This window comes from Enemella evansiae, assembly GCF_002250705.1.
GTDB classification, from domain to species: Bacteria; Actinomycetota; Actinomycetes; order Propionibacteriales; family Propionibacteriaceae; genus Enemella; species Enemella evansiae.
The window spans coordinates 1-20,342 of sequence record NZ_NMVP01000024.1 but is presented as its reverse complement, the minus strand read 5'-3'; the positions used below and the strand labels follow the sequence as shown (position 1 = coordinate 20,342).

At 71.0% G+C, this 20,342-nt stretch carries 21 protein-coding genes and 1 pseudogene; 10 read left to right on the top strand and 12 right to left on the bottom strand.

Annotated features, from left to right (window positions below; genetic code table 11):
• From BI335_RS13675 to BI335_RS13655, 6 genes are all read right to left on the bottom strand, one after another.
• Positions 1–980 (bottom strand): sugar porter family MFS transporter (locus BI335_RS13675; protein WP_094431526.1); only part of this gene is annotated, 980 nt, incomplete at its 3' end.
• A 119-nt stretch (positions 981–1,099) separates the two neighbouring features.
• On the bottom strand, positions 1,100–1,927 hold the full coding sequence (locus BI335_RS13670; protein WP_094405059.1) for a CPBP family intramembrane glutamic endopeptidase: 828 nt from the start codon (positions 1,925–1,927) through the stop codon (positions 1,100–1,102).
• Between the two features lie 7 nt (positions 1,928–1,934).
• Positions 1,935–2,066 carry a hypothetical protein gene (locus tag BI335_RS22300; protein ID WP_267489550.1) on the bottom strand — a complete coding sequence of 44 codons (132 nt, stop codon included), beginning with the start codon at positions 2,064–2,066 and terminating at the stop codon, positions 1,935–1,937.
• 30 nt (positions 2,067–2,096) lie between these two features.
• Positions 2,097–3,023: a proline dehydrogenase family protein gene (locus BI335_RS13665; RefSeq protein ID WP_094405058.1), complete on the bottom strand. Its 927-nt coding sequence runs from the start codon at positions 3,021–3,023 to the stop codon at positions 2,097–2,099.
• A 25-nt stretch (positions 3,024–3,048) separates the two neighbouring features.
• Entirely contained in the window at positions 3,049–3,861 is an 813-nt protein-coding gene (locus tag BI335_RS13660) for a sugar phosphate isomerase/epimerase family protein (protein WP_094399552.1), read from the bottom strand.
• A gap of 37 nt (positions 3,862–3,898) precedes the next feature.
• Entirely contained in the window at positions 3,899–4,846 is a 948-nt protein-coding gene (locus tag BI335_RS13655) for a Ppx/GppA family phosphatase (RefSeq protein WP_094358932.1), read from the bottom strand.
• A 107-nt stretch (positions 4,847–4,953) separates the two neighbouring features.
• Between BI335_RS13655 and BI335_RS13650 the strand changes: the two genes are divergently transcribed.
• The 4 genes from BI335_RS13650 to radA all read left to right on the top strand — a co-directional run bounded on the left by BI335_RS13650 (position 4,954) and on the right by radA (position 9,023).
• Entirely contained in the window at positions 4,954–5,724 is a 771-nt protein-coding gene (locus tag BI335_RS13650; protein WP_094358934.1) for a hypothetical protein, read from the top strand.
• A gap of 79 nt (positions 5,725–5,803) precedes the next feature.
• On the top strand, positions 5,804–6,436 hold the full coding sequence (locus tag BI335_RS13645; RefSeq protein ID WP_094358936.1) for a VOC family protein: 633 nt from the start codon (positions 5,804–5,806) through the stop codon (positions 6,434–6,436).
• The gene (gene hisC / locus BI335_RS13640; RefSeq protein WP_094358938.1) at positions 6,436–7,533 is read left to right on the top strand and encodes a histidinol-phosphate transaminase; all 1,098 of its coding nucleotides are present in this window, start codon (positions 6,436–6,438) and stop codon (positions 7,531–7,533) included. Before BI335_RS13645 ends, hisC begins: the two co-directional genes overlap by 1 nt.
• 71 nt (positions 7,534–7,604) lie before the next feature.
• Positions 7,605–9,023, top strand: a complete 1,419-nt coding sequence (gene radA / locus BI335_RS13635) for a DNA repair protein RadA (RefSeq protein ID WP_094399367.1) — start codon at positions 7,605–7,607, stop codon at positions 9,021–9,023.
• 58 nt (positions 9,024–9,081) lie between these two features.
• Here radA and BI335_RS13630 read toward each other — a convergent pair whose 3' ends face one another.
• Entirely contained in the window at positions 9,082–9,615 is a 534-nt protein-coding gene (locus tag BI335_RS13630; RefSeq protein ID WP_133626704.1) for a MarR family winged helix-turn-helix transcriptional regulator, read from the bottom strand.
• A 69-nt stretch (positions 9,616–9,684) separates the two neighbouring features.
• Between BI335_RS13630 and idi the strand changes: the two are divergent.
• The 4 genes and pseudogenes from idi to BI335_RS13615 all read left to right on the top strand — a co-directional run.
• Positions 9,685–10,203: pseudogene (gene idi / locus BI335_RS22055) on the top strand (isopentenyl-diphosphate Delta-isomerase); the annotation flags it as partial.
• Between the two features lie 75 nt (positions 10,204–10,278).
• Complete coding sequence (locus tag BI335_RS22050) at positions 10,279–11,331, top strand: polyprenyl synthetase family protein (RefSeq protein ID WP_267489617.1); 1,053 nt, start codon at positions 10,279–10,281, stop codon at positions 11,329–11,331.
• Positions 11,328–12,830, top strand: coding sequence for a phytoene desaturase family protein (gene crtI, locus BI335_RS13620; RefSeq protein ID WP_094358948.1), 1,503 nt, complete (start codon positions 11,328–11,330; stop codon positions 12,828–12,830). The genes BI335_RS22050 and crtI overlap by 4 nt, the downstream gene beginning before the upstream one ends.
• Positions 12,827–14,671 (top strand): DUF5914 domain-containing protein, encoded by a 1,845-nt coding sequence (locus BI335_RS13615; protein ID WP_094405054.1) that lies wholly within the window; start codon positions 12,827–12,829, stop codon positions 14,669–14,671. The genes crtI and BI335_RS13615 overlap by 4 nt, the downstream gene beginning before the upstream one ends.
• On the opposite strand, the gene BI335_RS13610 is transcribed toward BI335_RS13615, so the two are convergent.
• From BI335_RS13610 to BI335_RS13595, 4 genes are read right to left on the bottom strand one after another with little or no spacing between them, the layout of a single operon-like run.
• Complete coding sequence (locus tag BI335_RS13610; protein ID WP_094405053.1) at positions 14,647–16,212, bottom strand: FAD-dependent oxidoreductase; 1,566 nt, start codon at positions 16,210–16,212, stop codon at positions 14,647–14,649. The two genes, BI335_RS13615 and BI335_RS13610, sit on opposite strands and share 25 nt — an antisense overlap.
• Positions 16,209–16,985: a methyltransferase domain-containing protein gene (locus BI335_RS13605; RefSeq protein WP_208109432.1), complete on the bottom strand. Its 777-nt coding sequence runs from the start codon at positions 16,983–16,985 to the stop codon at positions 16,209–16,211. The genes BI335_RS13610 and BI335_RS13605 overlap by 4 nt, the downstream gene beginning before the upstream one ends.
• Complete coding sequence (locus tag BI335_RS13600) at positions 16,982–17,320, bottom strand: lycopene cyclase domain-containing protein (RefSeq protein WP_094405052.1); 339 nt, start codon at positions 17,318–17,320, stop codon at positions 16,982–16,984. Before BI335_RS13600 ends, BI335_RS13605 begins: the two co-directional genes overlap by 4 nt.
• Positions 17,313–17,666, bottom strand: a complete 354-nt coding sequence (locus tag BI335_RS13595) for a lycopene cyclase domain-containing protein (RefSeq protein ID WP_094360154.1) — start codon at positions 17,664–17,666, stop codon at positions 17,313–17,315. Before BI335_RS13595 ends, BI335_RS13600 begins: the two co-directional genes overlap by 8 nt.
• Before the next feature lie 65 nt (positions 17,667–17,731).
• On the opposite strand from BI335_RS13595, the gene disA reads away from it, so the two are divergent.
• On the top strand, positions 17,732–18,787 hold the full coding sequence (disA, locus tag BI335_RS13590; RefSeq protein WP_094399379.1) for a DNA integrity scanning diadenylate cyclase DisA: 1,056 nt from the start codon (positions 17,732–17,734) through the stop codon (positions 18,785–18,787).
• Between the two features lie 93 nt (positions 18,788–18,880).
• Positions 18,881–19,792: an SGNH/GDSL hydrolase family protein gene (locus BI335_RS13585; protein WP_094360158.1), complete on the top strand. Its 912-nt coding sequence runs from the start codon at positions 18,881–18,883 to the stop codon at positions 19,790–19,792.
• On the opposite strand, the gene BI335_RS21535 is transcribed toward BI335_RS13585, so the two are convergent.
• On the bottom strand, positions 19,773–20,342 hold a 570-nt coding region (locus BI335_RS21535; RefSeq protein WP_094405051.1), incomplete at its 5' end, for a hypothetical protein. The two genes, BI335_RS13585 and BI335_RS21535, sit on opposite strands and share 20 nt — an antisense overlap.

Genomic DNA, 20,342 nt, shown 5'->3' with positions numbered 1-20,342 from the left:
ACGACCCCCACCGACAGCAGGTATCCGATCGAACCGACGATCATCAGGCTGCGTCGCCCGATCCGGTCGATCACGGTCAGCGCGGCCATCGTCGCGACCAGGTTCATCGCACCGACCCCGACGCTCATCAGGAAGGCGGCGTTGGTGCTGGCACCGGCGGCCTCCATCACCCGGGGGGCGTAGTAGAGGATCGCGTTGATGCCCGACATCTGGTTGAAGAAGGCGATCGCGACCGCGAGCATGATCACCCGCATGTGCCCCTTGGTGAAGAAGGGGACGCTGGGCGCGTGGGCGGCGTCCTGCAGGGATCTCGAGATCTCGGCGAGCTGGTCGTCGGATTCGGCCCGGGTCATCGTGAGCCGCTCCGAGACCTCCCGGGCCTCGTCCTGTCTGCCGTGCGCCATCAACCAGCGCGGGGTCTCCGGGACGGTGAACAGCAGCAGCAGGAAGACCACCGACGGGATCGCCATCACCCCGAGCATCCAGCGCCAGGCGTGCTCACCGTCGATCAGCGCGCGGATGATCGCGTTGGAGGCGTAGGCCACCAGGATGCCGAGAACGATGTTGAACTGGACCAGGCCGACCAGCTTGCCGCGGTTCTTCGGCGGGGACACCTCGGCGGTGTAGATCGGGGCGCACACCGAGGACGCGCCGACACCGATGCCGCCGATGAAGCGGAAGATCTGCAGGGCCACCACATTCGGCGCGAACGCCGAACCGAGCGCACCGATCAGATAGAGCACGCCGATCACGTAGAGGACCTTCTTGCGGCCGTACCGGTCGGCGGGCTGCCCAGCGATCAGGGCACCCAGGATGGTGCCGATCAGGGCGGTGGTGACGGTGAAGCCGAGCATCCCGTCGCTGAGGCCGAAGACCTCCTGGATCGAGCCCTCGGCACCCGAGATGACCGCGGTGTCGAAGCCGAAGATCAGACCGCCGAGCGAAGCGACGATCGCACTACGAATCACCAATGGCTTCATGTCGTCACCCTAGACCCGCCCCGCGACCCGCGACAGTGCCAATTACGCGACCCGCGACAGTGCCAATTACGCGACCCGCGACAGTGCCAATTCCGTGGGCCGGGGACACCAGGTCCGGGTCACAGCCAGCTGACCCGGCCGGCGACCAGGGCGTACCCGACGAAGGCGGCGATGTTGATCAGCGTGTGCGCGATCACCAGTGGCATGGTTCGCTTCCAGCGCAGGAAAAGCAGCCCGAACACCAACCCCATGAACACGTTGCCGATGAACTGGCCGAAGCCCTGGTAGAGGTGGTAGCTGCCGCGGATCAGCGCCGAGCCGATCAGGATCGGCAGCCAGGCCACCAGCCCGGCCGGCGGGGTGGGTCGCCACTGGCTGAACCGGAGGAACAGATAACCCAGCATCAGCACCTCCTCGAGCACCCCGTTCATCGCCGCGGACAGCACATAGACCGGTACGGTCCACCAGTTCTCGGCCAGGTTGGCCGGCTCGACGGTGGCGTTGATGCCGAGTTGCCGGGCCAGCAGATAGAACCCGAGTCCGGGGATGCCGATCGCCGCGGCGATCGCGAAACCGCGTACCAGATCCGAACCCGGGCGGGTCAGGTCGAACCCCAGCCGCCGGTTCGCCGGCAGCCCGATCCGATCCCCCGGCCAGGCCCGCCGACCCGGCAGCTGGGTGAGCAGATAGAGCGCGAGCACCACCGGTACCAACGGAAAGGCGAGGTTGGCGAGCTGGTACGTCAGGTCGAGCCAGGGCCGATCCGGGGTCGCCGAACTGTTCATCGACGCGGTCTGCTGGTTCAGCGGCTGATCGCGGGTCAGCCGTTCCACGATACGCAGCACCGAATAGACCCCGGACTGGCCGAGCGAGAGAGCCAGCACGATCACCATCTCGACCAGCGGCCGGCCACTGCGGCCGACCGGTGCCGCCACCGCGGTGCTCATCGGGCGCTCACGGGGTGAACGTTTCGATGACCGCGATCACGATGAACCAGGCGACGACGAGCAGCGCCACCACCCCCATCGCCAGGGCGGCGATGCGGAAGGGGCTGTTCGGCTTGTCACCGCGGGGTGCTCGCTGCATTTTTCCTTCCCTGGTGGGGATCGGGGGTTCTCAGTCGGTGCGGTGCACCAGACCGCGCGGCAGTTCGCTGAGCCCACCGGGATCCTCGGTGAGCCGGCGGGCGAGATAGCAGGACCAGTCCTCACCGTAGGGCAGATTGGTCCGCACCAGCAGACCGGCCGCGATCAGCCGGCGCCGGTCCACCGGGTGCATCCGGTGATCCAGCAGGAACTCCTGGGCGGTGGCCTCCCGGTGCTGGCGGCGGACCAGGTCGGCGCCGATGGCGAGCAGCCGCGGATCATGGGTGGCGATCACCGGCGTACCGGCGCCCTCCATCAGGATCCGCAGGCAGCGGACGAACGAGCGGTCGACCGCGGCCGGTTCGACGTGCGCGGCATCGGCCACCGGGCGTACCGACAACCGCACCAGCCGGACCCGCATGCCCTTCTCGGCGAGCAGCTGGGCGTCGGTCTCGGCGCGGTGCAGATGGGCGGGCAGCTGCACACCCAGGGTGCCGCGGAACTCGGCGTGCAGGTCCTGGGCCAGGGCCAACCCGGCACCGGCCCCGCGGGCCCCCTCGGGATCCAGGCTGATCCGATGCCCCTGCTGCTCGGCGGCCCGGCAGACGGTGACCAGATGGGAGCGCGCGACCGGTCCGGGATCGGCGTCGGCGACCAGCGCGGCCAACCGCACCGAGACCTCGGCACCCTCGATCCCGGCCGCGGTGAGCCGGTCCAGCAGCCGCAGGTACGCCGCCTCGGAGGCCTGGGCGCGCAGCACCGTGCCGGCCGGGTGCCGCAACGGTTCCAGGGCGACCAGCCGCTCGGTGTCGGCCAGCCCGCGGGCCACCTCGATCACCCGGACCTCATCGGCGGGGCCGAGATGGCGGCTCGCCAGCACCCGGCCGGCGGGGGTGTTGTCCAGCGCCGTGGCCAACCGCCCGTTGCGCGCGGCCATCCGGACCAGGGACCTGAGCACGTCCGCCTCCTCAGTCGTTGCCGGTTCAGGACGGGTCGGTGACCGCGGCGAGATGGGTGCGGGCGAAGGCCAGCGACTCGACGAGATCGGTCTCCCGCTGCTGCCGACTGCCGCTGCCGCGGGTGTTCACCTCCAGCACCACATCACCGGTGAAGCTCGGCTCGGCGGACAGGTACTGCAGCAGTTCGGCCGCCGGCTGGTCACCGCGGCCGGGTACCAGGTGCTCGTCCTTGAACGAGCCACGGCCGTCGGTGAGGTGCACGTGCTCGAGCCGACCCGCCCAGGCCTTGGCGAGCTGCAACGCGTCCTGCTTGGCGGTCGCCGCATGGGACAGGTCGAGGGTCAGATGGTCGTAGTCCAGCTCGCTGGGATCCCACCCCGGCCGATAGGCCTTCATCTCCCCCGTCGGGGTCCGCCACGGATACATGTTCTCCACACAGAAACGGATTCCGGTGGTCGTGGTGAGCCGGCGCACGCCCTCGACGAAACCCGCGGCGTAGCGGCCCTGCCAGCGGAACGGCGGATGCACGACCACGGTCTCGGCACCCAGCTGCAGGGCGGCCCGGGCGGAACGTTCGAGCTTCTCCCAGGGATCGGACCCCCACACCCGGGGTAGCAACAGCAGGGTGGGTGCGTGCACCGAGACCACCGGCAACTGGTGATGGTCACGCAGCCGCTCGACGGCATCGACATCCATCGACACCGGATCCAGCCCGACCATCAGCTCGACCCCGTCGTAGCCGATCCGCCCGGCCCACTCGAAGGCGGCCGCCGTCGACTCGGGATAGACCGAGGAGGTGCTGAGGGCCACCCGTGGGCCCGAACTGCTGCTGCTCATCGGAATCAGCGTACCCATCACCCGTCAGCGGGTGGGTTCAGTGCGTCGCCTCGACGCCCACACCGTTGCCGTTGAAGTAGTCCAGATGGTCGAGGTGGTTGAGGATGATGCCCTCACGGAGCGCCCAGGGACAGATCTGCAGGGCCTCCATGCCGGCGAGTTCCATCACCGATTCGGCGACCACCGCCCCGGCCAGCAGCTGCGGGGCGCGGCCGGCCGAGACGCCGGGCAGTTGGGTGCGCTCGGCGGGTTTCATCTTCGCGATCCGCTCGACGGCCTCGGACAGTGCCTCACGGCGCAGCACCCGCGGCACATAGGGGCCGTCGGCGGCCGGTGCGGTCCCGGTGATCCGGCCGAGGGTGCGGAAGGTCTTGGAGGTGGCCACCGAGCGGTCGAAGGGGCCGCGGCGCAGCACCTCACCGATCACCGAGCCGATCTCGGCGCGCACGTGGCGGCGCAGCGCGGTCACGTCCTTGCCGCCGAACCGCCGCGCCATCCGACCGGCACCGACCGGCACCGACAGCGCCACCTCCGGGTCCTCATCGGGCCCGGCGGCGATCTCCAGCGAGCCACCGCCGATGTCGAAGACGCTCAGCGTGCCGGCCGACCAGCCGTACCAGCGGCGTACCGCCAGGAAGGTCGCGCGCGCCTCGTCCTGACCGGAGAGCACCCGCAGCGCGACACCGGTCTTGCGTTCCACCTCGGCGATCACCTCGTCGCAGTTGCTCGCCTCGCGCAGCGCCGAGGTGACGAACGGCAGCATCTCCGCACATCCGGTGTCCTCGGCGAACTCCTTGGACGAGGCCACCATGTCGACCAGCGCATCGATGCCCTTGCGGCTCATCCGGCCGTCGGCCTCCAGATGTTCGGCCAACCGCAGCTCCCGCTTGTGCGAGGCCGCCGGGATCGGCGCACCACCCACGCGGGCGTCGACCACCAGCAGATGAACGGTGTTGGATCCGATGTCCAGTACCCCAAGTCGCACCCGCCCATCTTTGTCCTCCACCGCGTCCGGTGCCAATCCCCGAGCAGTGTCCGGACCGGGCCCGGGCACCGATCCGGCGGAGTTGCGTACGCCGGTAGGGTCGCTCCGTGCCTGAGATCCTCATCGGATTCCCGCGGTCCTACGTCGAGTTCGCCGATCCGGCGGATGACGATCAGATCTTCCGCTGCGACCTGACCTGGTTGACCTCCCGCTGGCAGTGCCTGTTCGGCAACGGCTGCCCCGGCATCTACGCCGACCGCCCCGACGACGGCTGCTGCACCCTGGGTGCGCACTTCTCCGATGCCGATGACGAGAAACGGGTCGCCAAGGCGGTCAAGCGGCTGAAGAAGTCCACCTGGCAGTACAAGTCGGCGGCCAAGGACGGCGGCTGGGTCGAGGAGGAGACCGACGGCGAGGACGAGGAGCCGGCGCGCAAGACCCGGGTCGTCGACGGGGCCTGCATCTTCTTGAACCGTCCTGGATTCCCGGGCGGTGAGGGGTGTGCGTTGCATTCGCTGGCGGTACGCGAGGGCCGCGACTTCCTGGAGACCAAGCCCGATGTCTGCTGGCAGCTGCCGCTGCGCCGGCAGTACCGGACGGTGGAACGCAACGACGGCAGCAGCTACACCGAGGTGACCATCGGCGAGTACGTACGGGAGGGCTGGGGTGCCGGCGGGCACGACCTGGACTGGTACTGCACCTCGAACACCGAGGCGCACATCGGCTCCGAGCCGGTCTATCGCAACAATGCCGCGGAGCTGACAGCACTGATGGGCGCCGAGGCGTACCGGCTGCTGGTCGAGTTCTGCGAGGATTTCGAGGCCGGTGATCCGCGCACCATCCATCCGGCCAGCCGCGGCACCGCGGCCGGCAGCTGACGTGAGTAGCACAGGGGGGTTACCCACATCGCACCCACCCCATTCGTCGCCTCGGCCACTCGGGGGCCACAATGGCTGCATGCACGTCGACCATCTCGTCTTTGCTGCTGGACCCGAGGGGCTGCAGGCCACCTCCGACCGGTTGGGTCAGCTGCTCGGTGCCCAGTCCCGGGACGGCGGATTCCATCCACGCTTCGGCACCCGGAATCGGCTGATTCCGCTGACCGATGAGCGCTACATCGAGATCGTCGAGGTCCTCGAGCACCCGGTCGCGGAGAAGGCACCGTTCGGCCAGGTGGTCCGGGCCCGCTCCGAGGCCGGCGGTGGCTGGCTCGGTTGGGTGATCTCGGTCGATGACATGGCCCCCTTCGAGGCACGGCTGGGCCGGGAGGCCGTTGACGGCTCGCGGCACTTCCCCGACGGCCGGTTGCTGGAGTGGAAGCAGCTCGGCATCAAGGGGCTGCAGGCCGATCCGCAGTTGCCGTTCTTCCTCAAGTGGATCTCCGATGAATCGGTCCGCCCGAAGGCGCTGGCCGGCAGCATCCAGCTGATCCGCCTGGAGATCGCCGGGGACAAGAACCGGGTCGACGAGTGGCTCGGCGGCCCGAGCGAGCAGCTGCTCGACTTCGACATCGAGTGGGTCGCCCAGAACGGCCAGCCCGGCATCGTGGCGGCGCACTTCCGCACCGACAACGGCAAGGTCCGCGTCTGATGTCGGACTCCGGCGGGGTCCGGATCCGCGCCTGCATCCGGGCGCTGCCGGCGTACCGGGCGGGCAAGCCGGCCACCGCTGGACCCGACGGGCGGGCGTACAAGCTCTCCAGCAACGAGAATCCCTATCCCCCGCTGCCGAGCGTGCTGGCCGCGGTGGACGAGGCGAGCCGGGGCATGAACCGCTATCCCGATGCCGGCAACCGGGCGGTCGCCGAGGCGACCGCCGAGCTGCTCGGCGGTGATGTCGGCCCCGAGCATCTGGCGTTCGGCACCGGATCGGTCGCGGTGCTCTTCCACGCCCTGACGACGGTCTGCGATCCCGGTGATGAGGTGGTCTACGCCTGGCGCAGCTTCGAGGCGTACCCGATCGGGGTCCAGCTCACCGGTGCGAAACCGGTGCCGGTGCCGCTGCGCCCGGACTGCACCCACGACCTGCCGGCAATGCTCGCCGCGATCGGGCCGCGGACCCGGGCGGTGATGCTGTGCACGCCGAACAATCCGACCGGGCCGACGATCCGGCACACCGACCTGATCGACTTCTGCGATCGGGTGCCCGAGGACGTGCTGGTGATCGTCGACGAGGCCTATGTCGAGTTCGTCACCGACCCCGAGGCCGCGCGCGGGCTGGAGGCCTGGGCGCAGCGGCCGAACGTGATCGTGCTGCGCACCTATTCGAAGGCCTTCGGGCTGGCTGGTTTCCGGGTCGGGTACGCCGTGGCGCACGCAGAGCTGGCCACCGCGATGCGGGCGGTCGCGCTGCCGTTCGGGGTGTCGGTCCCGGCGCAGGCCGCCGTGGTCGCCTCGGTGCGGGCGAAGGACGAGCTGATGGCGCAGGTCAAGACGCTCATCGCCGCCCGCGACGAGCTGGCGGATTCCCTGCGTGGGTTGGGAATCGAGGTGCCCGAAAGCCAGGGCAATTTCGTCTGGCTGCCCGCCGGGGAACGGACCACCGCCTGGGGTGAGCATTTCGCCGCGCACGGTCTGATGACCCGCGCGTACGCCGCCGGGGACGCCTTCGACGGGGTACGCGTGAGCGTCGGCGAACCCGAGGCCAACGCCCGCGTCCTCGAGGTCGCGAAGACCCTCCCCCGCTGACGTTCATCGAGTAGCATCCCGCATGGCCGCGGCGCCGATGAGTGTCGGGGCCGGCGTCTAGAGTCACGGTCGTGGCAAAGGCTTCGACGAAACCGGCATATCAGTGCACCGAGTGCGGCTGGACATCGCTGCGCTGGGTGGGGCGCTGCGGGGAGTGCCAGACCTGGGGCTCGGTGGTCGAGCAGGGTGCACCCAAGGTGGCCGAGGTCCGCTCCGCCGCCCCGACCACCAGGGCGGTGCCGATCGCGGAGGTGTCGGCCCGGGCCGCCGATCGCAATCTGACCGGTGTCGCCGAGCTGGACCGCGTCCTCGGCGGCGGCCTGGTGCCCGGCGCGGTGGTGCTGCTGGCCGGCGAACCGGGCGTCGGGAAGTCGACGCTGCTGCTCGAGGTGGCCGCCCGCTGGGCCCGCGCGGGCCGGCGTACCCTCTATGTCTCCGGTGAGGAATCGGCCGCCCAGGTCCGGTTGCGGGCCGACCGGACGAAAGCGGTCGCCGACGACCTCTACTTCGCCGCCGAGAGCGATCTGGGCACCATCCTCGGTCACATCGAGCAGGTCGAACCCTCGCTGATGGTGCTCGATTCGGTGCAGACGGTGAGCACCACCGAGGCCGACGGCTCCCCCGGTGGGGTCAGCCAGGTCCGCGAGACCACCGGCGCCCTGGTCCGGGTCGCCAAGCGTCTCGGGATGGCGGTGGTGATCGTCGGCCACGTCACCAAGGAGGGATCGATCGCCGGCCCGCGGACGATGGAGCATCTGGTCGATGTGGTGCTCAACTTCGAGGGCGACCGGCACTCCGGTTTCCGGATGGTACGCGCGGCGAAGAACCGCTTCGGCCCCGCCGATGAGGTGGGCTGCTTCGAGATGGCCGGTGACGGCATCCAGGAGGTGCCCGACCCATCGGGGCTGTTCACCTCCTCCCACGCCGAACCGGTCCCGGGCACCTGCGTCTCGGTGATCATGGAGGGCCGCCGCCCGCTGCTGGCGGAGGTGCAGGCGCTGGTGGTGCGCAGCGAGAAACCGCGGCTGACCACCCACGGCCTGGAATACTCCCGGATCACCATGCTCAACGCGGTCCTCGACCGACGGGCCCAGGTGCGGGTGCTCTCCCACGACGTGTACGCCTCCACCGTCGGCGGGGCGCGGGTGCTCGATCCCGGGATCGACCTGGCCGCGGCGATCGCGATCGCCTCCGCCGCCCGCAACCAGACCGCCACCGGCACCGGCGGGGATCGCCGGGTGGTCGCGATCGGCGAGGTCGGGCTGGCCGGTGAGCTGCGCCGCGTGCCGGGTCTGGACCGGCGGATCGCGGAGGCCTCCCGGCTCGGCTTCGACACCGCGGTGGTGCCGGCGGAGCGCGGCTCCCGACCGCATCCGCGCGGGGTGAAGGGGATGCGGGTCGTCGAGGTCGGCACCCTGCGTGAGGCGCTTTTCCAGGCGCTCGATCAGAAAGTGGTGGACATCAGGCGGGAACCGGGTGGTCAATGGTGAGGTAGGTCACCCGCGCACAAAACGTTTTGTATGATCGAATCGTTCGATCATCGAAGGTTCAATCGGCAGGAGCGGCAATGGGTTCGGTATCGGTGCCGGTCCGGTTCTCAGCCGGGACGACAGCGCACGGCAGCCGCTCGATCTCGGCGACCACCTCCTGCAGCGCGCGTCCGACGACGACCAGCTCCTCATCACTGAGCCGCTCCATCGCCGATCGCACCGCCCGGCTGAGCGGCGAGAACGCCGCACCCGAGACCGCCGCCGCATTGTCGGTGATGGTCAACGTCTGCCGGCGCCGATCATCGGAGCGGCGGCCGCGGCGGACGTGGCCCATCTGCTCCAACCGGTCCACCAGCGAGGTCACCGCCGACGCCGACAGCTGCAACTGGGTCGCCAGCTCCGAGGGCGAGATCGGATCACCCGCCCGGCTGCGGGTGGCGATCATCTCCATCGCCGTCAGGTCGCTGCGGGTCATCTCCAGGTCACGACGGACCCGCTCGACGTACCGATTGGTTGCGATGGACAGTTGCCGTACCAGCCCGGCGGCCCGCACGACCGCCTCCCGCTGCGGCTCATCCGTCGTTCCGTGCACCGTCAACCCCTCCCGGTCAGCCACCTCATTGAACACCGGATACCGGGTGGGACAAAGCGGGGTGCCGCGATGACCACCGTCACCACCGACCTGGTCGAGCTGCTCGACGACACCGGTGCGGCCATCGGAACCGCACCCCGGCTCAGCGTGCACGGCCCCGACACCCCGCTGCACCGGGCCTTCTCGGTGCACCTGTTCGACGACCGCGGACAGGTGCTGTTCACCCGTCGCGCCCTGACCAAGGCGACCTGGCCCGGGGTCTGGACCAACTCCTGCTGCGGGCACCCGCGACCCGGTGAGGACGACCGCACCGCGATCGTGCGCCGGGTCCGCGAGGAGCTCGGCGCCGAGGTCGACCCGGACAGCCTGCGGCTCGCCCTGCCCGACTTCCGCTACCGCGCCACCGACGCCAGCGGCGTGGTGGAGAACGAGATCTGCCCGGTGTGGACCGGTCGGCTCGCCGAGCCCGAGCTGATGCCCGACCCCGACGAGGTCGTCGAATACGCCTGGCTGACACCCGAGCGGGCACTCGCCCTGGCCGAGACGCCCGAGCTGATCAGCCCGTGGGCGGTCCGCCAGCTGCCGCAACTGACCCGGGCGTACGCCGTCGCGGCGAGCCCGACCACGGCCGCCCCCAGCGATGCGGCGACGACGCTGGCCGCCGTGGACACCCTGCTCCGCGCCGAACTCGTCGAACTCGCCGAGGAATGGCGGCTCTCCGCACCGGAGCGGACGGTCGACGTGCTGGGCGAGGATCTGCCGGGCTGGCTGACCGCGCTGGTCGACGACGGCGGCAAACGGATCCGGCCGACGATGGTGCACTGGGGGCACCGGGCCGCCGGCGGCGGCAGCACCGGACCCGGTCATGAGGCGATGATCCGGGCCGCGGGTGCCCTGGAGGTGCTGCACGTCTTCGCCCTGATCCACGACGACGTGATGGACCGCTCCGACGCCCGCCGCGGCCGCCCGACCGCCCACATCCGGGCAGCGGCCGCGCACCGGGAAGCCGACGGCAGCGGATCGGCCGAGGACTTCGGCACCAACATCGCGATCCTGCTCGGCGATCTGGCCCACCACCAGGCCGACCGGTTGGCGGCCGAACTGCCGGCCTCGATGCGTCAGGAATGGTGGCGGCTCGGCACCGAGCTGATCGCCGGCCAGCGTGCCGACCTGACCGGTGCCGCCGCCCGGCGCCGCGATCTGGCGCACGCCGAACGGGTCTCCCGGATCAAGTCCGGGGCGTACACCATCACCCGCCCGCTGCGCCTCGGTGCGCTCGCCGCCGGCGCCGACGACCAGGTGCTCGCCGCACTGGCCGACTATGGCCGGCACCTGGGCATCGCCTTCGCGCTGCGCGACGACCTGCTCGGCATCTGGGGCGACCCGCGGGTGACCGGCAAACCGGCCGGTGACGACCTGCGGGCCGGCAAGGCGACGATCATCCTGACCCTGGCCGAGGGTGCACTCGCCGACGGCCTGCTCTCCGCCGACGCCGAACGGGTGCTGCGCCGGGTCGGATCGCCGGACCTCACCGACACCGAGGTCGAGCTGCTCCGCGAGGCGCTGGCCGAGGCCGGTGTCGGGGGCTGGGTGGAGGAGTTGATCGCCGATGAGGTGCGGCTCGCCGAGGGGGCCCTCAGCTGCCCGGCGCTGACCGCCGACGGGGTGGCCGGGCTGACCGCGATGGCGCGCCGGATCGGTTGGCGGGCCCGATGAGCCAGGTCGTGGTGATCGGCGCGGGACTGGCCGGGTTGGCCGCCACCTGCCACCTGCTCGGCGCCGGGCACCGGGTGGTGCTGGTCGAGCGGGAGGAGATCCCCGGCGGGCGTTGCGGTCGGCTGGTACGCGACGGGTTCGCCTTCGACACCGGCCCGACGGTGCTCACCATGCCGCAGCTGATCGACGACGCGCTGGCGGCGATCGGGGTACGCCGGGAGCAGGTGCTGCCCCTGCGTCGGTTGGATCCGGCCTACCGGGCGCGGTACGCCGACGGTTCGGAGCTGCGGGTGATGGCCGGCACCGAGGCGATGCGGGCCGAGATCGCCCGGGTCTGCTCCGAACGCGACGCGGCGGCGTACACCGAGTTCGTCGACTGGCTGGAAACCCTGTACCAGCTGGAACTCCCGCACTTCATCGACCGCAACTTCGACTCGCCGGTTGATCTGTTCACCCGGCCGCGGGCGATGGCCGGGTTGCTCGCCGCCGGCGGTTTCGGCCGGCTCGGACCGGCCGTCGAGCGTCGCTTCGCCGACGACCGGCTGCATCGGCTGTTCTCCTTCCAGGCGATGTACGCCGGGCTCTCCCCCACCCAGGCGCTGGCCATCTATGCGGTGATCACCTACATGGACTCGGTCTCCGGGGTCTATTTCCCAGACGCCTCGATCGGGTCCGGGGGCCCGCATGGTTCGGGGATGCACGCGGTGCCGGCCGCGATGGCCGCCGCGGCCCAGTCCGCCGGTGCCGAGATCTGTTACGGCCAATCGGTGGATGAGGTGCTGCGCCGCAGCGATGGTGCGGTCGCCGGTGTGCGGCTCGCCGACGGCACCCGGATCGCCGCCGATGCGGTGGTCTGCACCATCGATCTGCCACAGGCCTACGCCACCCTGCTCAAGGATCTGCCGATGCCGGCAGCCCTTCGCCGGCCCGCGTTCAGCCCCTCGGCGGTGGTCTGGCACCTCGGGGTGCGCGGCGGCCCGCCGGCCGGGGCGAGCCATCACAACATCCACTTCGGCGACGCCTGGGGCCCCGCCTTCGACGACCTGCTGGAGCGGGGCCGGTTGATGCGCTCCGCCTCCCGGTTGGTCTGCATCCCCTCGATCGACGACCCGGCCGCGGCACCCGAGGGTGCCAGCAGTCTCTATGTCCTGGAACCGGTGCCGAACCTGGTCACCGGCCGCATCGACTGGGCCCGCGAACGGCCCGCGATGCGGCAACGACTGCTGGATTTCCTGTCCAGCAACGGATATCCGACCGACATCGTCACCGAGGAACTCGTCACCCCGACCGACTGGGCGGCCAGCGGGATGGCCGCCGGCACCCCCTTCGCGCTGTCCCACAACTTCGCCCAGACCGGCCCCTTCCGACCCGGTAACACCACCCGTAGGCTGCCGGGACTGGTGTTCGCCGGCTCCGGCACGGTGCCCGGGGTCGGCGTACCGATGGTGCTGATCTCCGGCCGGCTGGCCGCCGAACGGGTGGAGGGTTATCTGCGATGAGTGACCGCGCCGCCCTGCTCGCCGAGGGCTACCGCTGCTGCGCCGAGCTGACCCGCCGGCACGGCACCACCTACTACTGGGGTGCCGCGCTGCTGCCGCCCGCGCAGCGCCGCGATGTGCACGCGGTCTATGCGCTGTGCCGGCTGGCCGACGACATCGTCGACGAGCCGGAGACGGTACGCCTGCCACTCGCCCTCGACGGCGATCCGGCGCAGCGGCTGGCCGGATTCGCCGACGCCTTCCGCACCGCCTGCGACGGGGATGCCGCCGGCGTGCCGGTGCTGGCCGCGGTCGCCGACACCGTCCGCCGCCGCCGGATCGACCCGGAGTGCTTCGAGCGGTTCTTCGCCGCGATGACCCTCGACCTGACCCGGACCAGCTGGGCCAGCTGGCCGGAGCTGCGGGACGGCTACATGGAGGGGTCGGCCGCCGTCATCGGCGAGATGATGCTGCCGGTGCTGGAGCCCTACACCGCCGAGGCGAGACATCCGGCCCGCCAGCTCGGGCTGGCCTTCCAGCTGACCAACTTCATCCGCGACGTCGGGGAGGACCTGGACCGCGGCCGGGTCTATCTGCCGGCCGACGACCTCGCCCGGCACGGGGCCGACCCGTGGCGGCGCCGGGTCGATCCGGCCTGGCGGGAATTCCTGGCCGAGCAGATCGCCCGCAACCGCGAGCTCTATGAGCAGGCCCGCCCCGGGATCGAGATGCTGCCGCCGGCATCGGCGCGCTGCGTCGGCACCGCGCACCGGCTCTATGCACAGATCCTGGATCGGATCGAGGCCGCCGACTTCGACGTGTTCAGCACCCGACGCCGGGTGCCGACCTGGCGCAAGCTGGCCACCGCCGGCACGGTCAGCGCGGGCACCCTCGGCACCCGCGCGCCGCGGATCCCGCTGGCGAACCGGCCACAACCGGCCCCGGACCGGATGCCGAGCACCTGGCGGCAGGCCCGGCCGGCGCGGATCGAACGCAGCCTGGCCCGGGCCCTGGACCGCGATCCGGGCGGCTGGTATGTGGTCGGCGAGAGCCGCACCCTGCCGCCCGGCCGCGCCGGCGGCGGCCGGGTCGCCGGCCGGGAGGTGGTCTGGTGGCGCACCGAGGCGGGTGAGCTGCGCGCCGGACCGGGCGCCTGCCCGCATCTGGGCGCCTGGCTCGGCGACGGGATCGTCACCGGTGACGAGCTGCGCTGCCGCTGGCACGGGATGGCGCTGCCGGACGAGGGCGGCGATGCCTGGCGCTGCCTGCCCGCCCACGACGACGGTGTGCTGATCTGGCTGCGGTTGCCGACCAAGGGTGAGACCCCGGCCGAGCTGCCGCGGCTCGGCCCGCGCCCCGACCCGGAACACAGCTTCGCGACGGTGTTCCGCAGAGACGGACGCTGCGAACCGCGGGATGTGATCGCCAACCGGCTCGACCCCTGGCACGGCGCCTGGTTCCACCCCTATGCGTTCTCGCATCTGACGGTCGACGAGGCGGCCAGCGATGCCGACCGGCTCGTGCTCGATGTCACCTTCCGGCTGGACCGGCGGATCGGGGTCCCGGTCCGCGCCGAGTTCACCTGCCCCGACGCCCGCACGATCACGATGGAGATCATCGACGGTGAGGGCACCGGTTCGGTCGTCGAGACCCACGCGACCCCGCTCGGTACCGGTCCCGACGGCGCCGCCCGGAGCGCGGTCATCGAGGCCACCATCGCCACCTCCGAACGCCCCGGATTCCGGGTGGCCCGGCGGTTGCAGCGGCTGATCCGGCCGCTGGTGCGGCACACCGCCGGCCAGTTGTGGATCGACGACCTGGCCTACGCCGAACGCCGCTACGCGCTGCGCACCGACGGCTGAGACCCGGGCCGCCGAGACGCCGGCAGCAGACCGCGCAGCGGTACCGTCCACAGGTCGTGCCCGGCGACCTGCCAGCCGGCCAGCAACCGGTTGGCCGCCTGGAATCCGGTGACCGCCGCCCGCTCCATCAGCGCCACCGGCCAGTCGCAGCGCAGCGTGTCCCCGGCCAGCACCAGCCGCGGATCCGGGGTCACCACCCCGGGACGCTCCGCCCACGGCTCGGTGCCGACCAGGCCGCAGTCGTCGGCGACCAGCCACTCCTCGGCGACCGTCGCCACCCCGCGCAGTTCCGGATAGACGCGGTCCAACTGCTCCCGCAGGTCGGCCCGCAGCCCGCCCTCGGCGTAGGTCCGGTCGACGGCATAGGCGTGCAGCTCGACCACCGAGCCACCGGTGCGCTCGGCCCAGCTGCGGGCGGTGTCCTCGAACCGTTCCAGCACCGAGATGTTGTCCAGCGGCCCGAAACCGCTGGTACCAAGGAAAGCAGGGCGCTCACCGCTCACCCGATCGGCCAGCCAGAGCCGGTGCACCGCGAACGGCGGCGCGCTGCGCAGCCCGGCGATCCGCTGCCGCCAGTCCTGCCAGGCCGCGTCCGGTTCGGAACCGGCGGGGGTACGCCGCAGCCCCGCGACCAGCTCGCGGGTGGTGGCCGGATCGGTGGCCAGCACCACCGCATCGCAGGGCAGCGACCCGGTGTCGGTGTGCACCACCGAGTCCCCGGCCCCCAGCTCGATACCGGTCACCGACACCCCGGGATGCAGCCGCGCGCCGAGGCGTACCAGATGGTCGGCGAGCGGCGCCCAGAGCACCGTGTCGTAGTCGTCGACCGGCACGTCGAAGAGCAGTCCCTCCGCGGACCCGGTGAAGTAGCTGTGGAACATCGCCACCAGCTCACCGGCGGAGAACTCGCGCGGATCGGCGAAGAAGGAGCGGGCGAAGACCTCCAGGGCCAGATGCCGGGCGGTGTCCGGGAATCCCAGCCGGTCAAGGAAATCCGCGGCCGAGCAGCCGTCGAACTCGGTGAAGGTGCGCGGGAAGTCGGTGCTCACCAAGCGCAGCGCGGCCGGCACATCCACCCCGGCCAGAGCTCGTATCGGGAAGCTCGGGCTGGTCGCGACGAAACCGAGGATGCTCCACGGCGGGGTACGCGGGATGGCGGCGAAGGAGTCGCTCAGCTCGGTGCCGTCGTCGAAGACCGCCCGCAGCGGATAGTCGGTGACCGGGCGCAGCGCCGACAGTTCCGGATCGGCGCGGCGCAGCAGCGCGCGCAGCGTGTAGTACTGCCGGAAGAAGGCATGGAAGCCGCGGCTCATCGTCCGGCCGTCGCCGACCGGCCAGGAGCGGACCCGGCCACCGAACTGGGCCCGACGCTCGACCAACTCGACCGCGACGCCGCGCTCGGCGAGCGCCACCGCCGCGGCCAGGCCGGCGATCCCGCCGCCGACGACGACCACCCGACGCACCTCGGCCGGCCGCGGCAACCCGCTCGGCCCCGGATGCCGGACCGCCCGGCGATCCCGCCCCGGCCGCCACGACTTCACAGTGGCTTCCGCGGGTGTGAATCCTGCGCGCGCCGCGCGTGTGAATCCTGCGCGCGCCGCGCGTGTGAATCCTGCGCGCGCCGCGCGACGAAGGTGTGCAGGATGCCGCGCTGCCAACCACCGGCGGTCCGATGCGCGATGTCGCTGAACCCGGCCGCGGCCAACCGGTCGCAGAACACCGCCGGCGGATCGAACTCGAACCCGCTGCGCCACAGATAGCGGTAGAGCGAGGTGTCACCGAGCAGCAACCGGGCCAGCGGGATCACCACCGCCCAGCAGACCAGCGACCAGACCCGCCGCGGCCACGGTTCCTGCACCGAGTAGTCCTGCACCACCAGCCAGCCGCCCGGCGGCAACCGGTCGTGCACGGTGCGCAGCACCCGGTCCCGGTCGTCCGGGGCGAGATTGCGGAACAGATAGCAGGCGTACACCCCGTCGGGCTGCGCGTCCTGCTCGTCGAGCAGCCGGTCGAGGTGTTCGGCGCGACCGGTGGTGAACCGTACGCCGGCGGGCCAGTCCTGCCGGCGGGCCCGCGCCAGCATGCCGGGCGAGGCGTCGATGCCGAGCACCGACCCGGCACCGGCCCGCAGCAGCGCCCGGGTGGAGGCGCCGGACCCGCAGCCCAGATCACAGATCTCGGCGCCGGCGCCGACCCGTTCGACCAGGGCGGTCGCCGCCGAGGTCAGATGCTCGTGATAGCCGGGGTTGAGCGCGACCATCAGGTCGTAGCGGGCCGCGGCCCGGTCGAAACCGGCGGAGAGATCCTTGTTCACCGGGCCCCCTTCGACGCGGCCTTCGGTGCCGCTTTCGGCCCCCGCTGCTTCTCCCAGCACAGGATCGCCAGCGTCACCATCGCCCAGCCGAACCCGAAGTCCTCGATCGGGATGTCCCACGGGAACCGGATGCCCAGGTTCTGCTCCGGGGCGTACAGGACGATCGGCGCGTCCAGCTTGGTCAGCCAACCGTCGACCAGGCACTGGAAGAAGATCACGATCGCCATCGCCAGCCAGTACTGCGCCCGGCGGAAGATGCCGGTCCGCAGCCAGAGCAGCTCGACCAGGATCACCGCGACGATCGCGATCCCGGTGAGCACGGTGTATTCAGGCATCGCTGGCCGCGCCCTCCCGATCGGCCGAACCGCGGCGCAACCGCGTCAGCACGTAACCGACCGCCTCATAGCTGAGCAGCCCGCAGATCGGCACCACGATGAAGAAGACCAGTTCCTCCAGCGGCATCACCCCGAGCTGGATCCCGGTGACGAACCGCGGGTTGTAGCTCCAGTGGTTCCGCAGGATGCCCAGCACGTCCCAGGCGATGAAGACCACCAGCACCGGCAGCATCGCCAGCAGCAACCGCAGCGGCCGGCGATAGACGCGGGCGCGGAGCACGAACTCCAGCGGCAGGGTGATCAGCAGGCAGCCCGCCATCAGCAGCAGGTACTGGAAGCGATCCATCGCCCAACCCTATCCACACCTAGGATGGCGGGGACCGACCGACACCGCCCACCCGAGGAGCCGCAGTGCCCGACGTCCCCGCCCGGATCAGCAAGTACCGCGCGCTGCTCGCGCCCGGCACCCCGCTGCGCGAGGGCCTGGAACGGATCCTGCGCGGCCGGACCGGGGCGCTGGTGGTGCTCGGCAACAACCGGCAGGTCGAGGAGCTGTCCACCGGCGGGTTCCGGATCGAGGTGCCCTTCACCGCGACCGCGCTGCGTGAGCTGGCCAAGATGGACGGGGCGATCGTGCTCTCCAGCGACGGTGAGCTGATCGTCGCGGCGGGCGTGCATCTGATGCCGGACCCGGGCATCGAGACCGTGGAGACCGGGACCAGGCACCGCACCGCCGATCGGGTGTCGCAGCAGACCGGGCTGCCGGTGGTCACGGTGTCGGCGTCGATGCACACCATCCAGCTGTTCCTGGAGGGGACCCGGACCCTGGTCGAGCCATCGGCGGCGATCCTGGGCCGGGCACATCTGGCCCTGCAGACGCTGGAGCGTTACAAGGTGCGGCTGCTGCAGGTGCTGCACCGGCTGTCCGGGCTCGAGGTGCAGGACCAGGTGACGGTGCGCGATCTGGTCGTGGTGGCGCAGCGGCTGGAGATGGTACGCCGGCTCGAGGCCGAGACGGCCGGTTACGTCAACGAGCTCGGCACCGACGGCCGACTGCTGGAACTGCAGCTGCTCGAGGTGAACGTCGGACTGGAGGACCTGCCGGAGCTGCTGGCCCGCGACTACCGGCCCGAGGACAGCCAGGGTTTCGGATTCGACGCGCTGCCCGAGCTCACCGACGCCGACCTGGTGGATGCGACCGCGGTGGCGCGCTCGATCGGGTTCTCCGACCATCTGGACAGCCGGGTCTCGGCCCGCGGCTATCGCCAGCTGGCCAGCATCAATCGGTTGCCCGAGGTCGTGGTGACCCGGCTGATCGACCAGTTCGGCAATCTGCAGCAGCTCTTCGGTGCCAGCAGCCTGGAACTGCAGCAGGTCGAGGGCGTCGGTGAGAGCCGGGCGCGGATGATCCGCGACAGCCTGACCCGGCTCGCGGAATCGGCGTACGCCAGCGAGGACGTGGGCTGAAACCGTTTTGCGTGACTCATTGCCAGCGTCGGTGGACCCTCCTTAGCATCACCACGGTGGTCGGGAGGTTCTCGGCCAGAAATCGGAGTCACAATGAAGCGACGAATCCGTGTTCTGCTGTCCGCGGCCGCGAGTGCGGCACTGGCGCTCGGGGCGGTCAGCACCGCCGCGGCCCCCGGGGCGTACGCCGCACCGAAACCGAAGGAACCGGTCAGCTACGACCGCTATGTGGCGCTGGGTGATTCCTACACCGCGGCCCCGCTGGTCCCGGTCACCGACCCGGCCGGTGGCTGCTTCCGCTCCACCAACAACTATCCGAACCAGCTCGCGCGCACCCTCGGGGTGAAGACCCTCGTCGACGTCTCCTGCAGCGGTGCCGACACCACCGACATGACCAGCCCGCAGCAGACCCCGCTCGGCCCGGTGCCGCCGCAGTTCGATGCGCTGACCCCGGACACCGATCTGGTCACCGTCAGCATCGGCGGCAATGACGAGAACGTGTTCGGCACCCTGGTCGGCTACTGCACGACCCTGCGCAGCACCGATCCGACCGGTTCGCCGTGCCGCGACCAGATGCGCGCCGATGCCGGCGGGGACCGGCTGATGAACGCCACCACCCGGACCCGGGCCCGGGTCGACCAGGTGGTCGCGCAGATCCGCCAGCGCGCCCCGCAGGCGAAGATCGTGGTCGTCGGCTATCCGCAGATCATTCCGACCTCGGGCACCTGTGTGGACCGGTTGCCGCTGGCCGATGGTGACTATGCGTACGCCCGGCTGATCAACCAGCGACTGGATGCCGCCCTGAAGCATGCCGCACAGTCGAACAAGGCCACCTTCGCCGATATCTGGAAGGCGAGCAAGGGCCATGACGTGTGCTCGGCCGATCCGTGGATCAACGGCCAGGTGAACGATCCGGCGCGCGCCTCGGCGTACCACCCGTTCGGCAACGAGCAGACCGCGATCGCGGAACTGGTTGCGGGGAAGCTCAGCCCCGCAACTGCATGATCACCTGGACCGGCTGGGCGTCCTTGAGCTGGGCGGTGGCCACGTAGGTGCCGGAGCGCAGCGTCTCGGCACCGGCCTTGCAGTCACCGACGGAGCGGTTGGCGCGCCACTCCTGCTCCCAGCCGAACTCCTGTCCGGGATCGAGCGTCAGATTCTTGGCGGGCATCCCGGACAGGCAGTCCAGGGTGGTCCAGATCCGGTCGGTGCCGGAGTAGATCTTCAGCTCGAAGGTCTTGTCGTCGACCACCAGCCGACACCGCTGGCCGGAGTCGTTGCCGACGGTGACGCGGAAGTTGACCGGTACGCCGGCGCTCACCTGACGCGGTCCGTCGAGCCCGACCCGCAGCTTGGACCGGTCGCAGGCCTGGGGCTGACCCGCGGGCTGCTGACCCGCGGGCTGCTGACCCGCGGGCTGCTGGGGCGAACCCACCTCGAAGGAGGCGGGGGCCTGGCTGGGCGCGGGCCGCGGCGCGCTGGTCGCCGGTGCGCTGGGCGCCGGTTGGCTGGCTGGCGGCTGGGTCGCCGCGGGCTGGGTCGCCGCCGGGGTGCT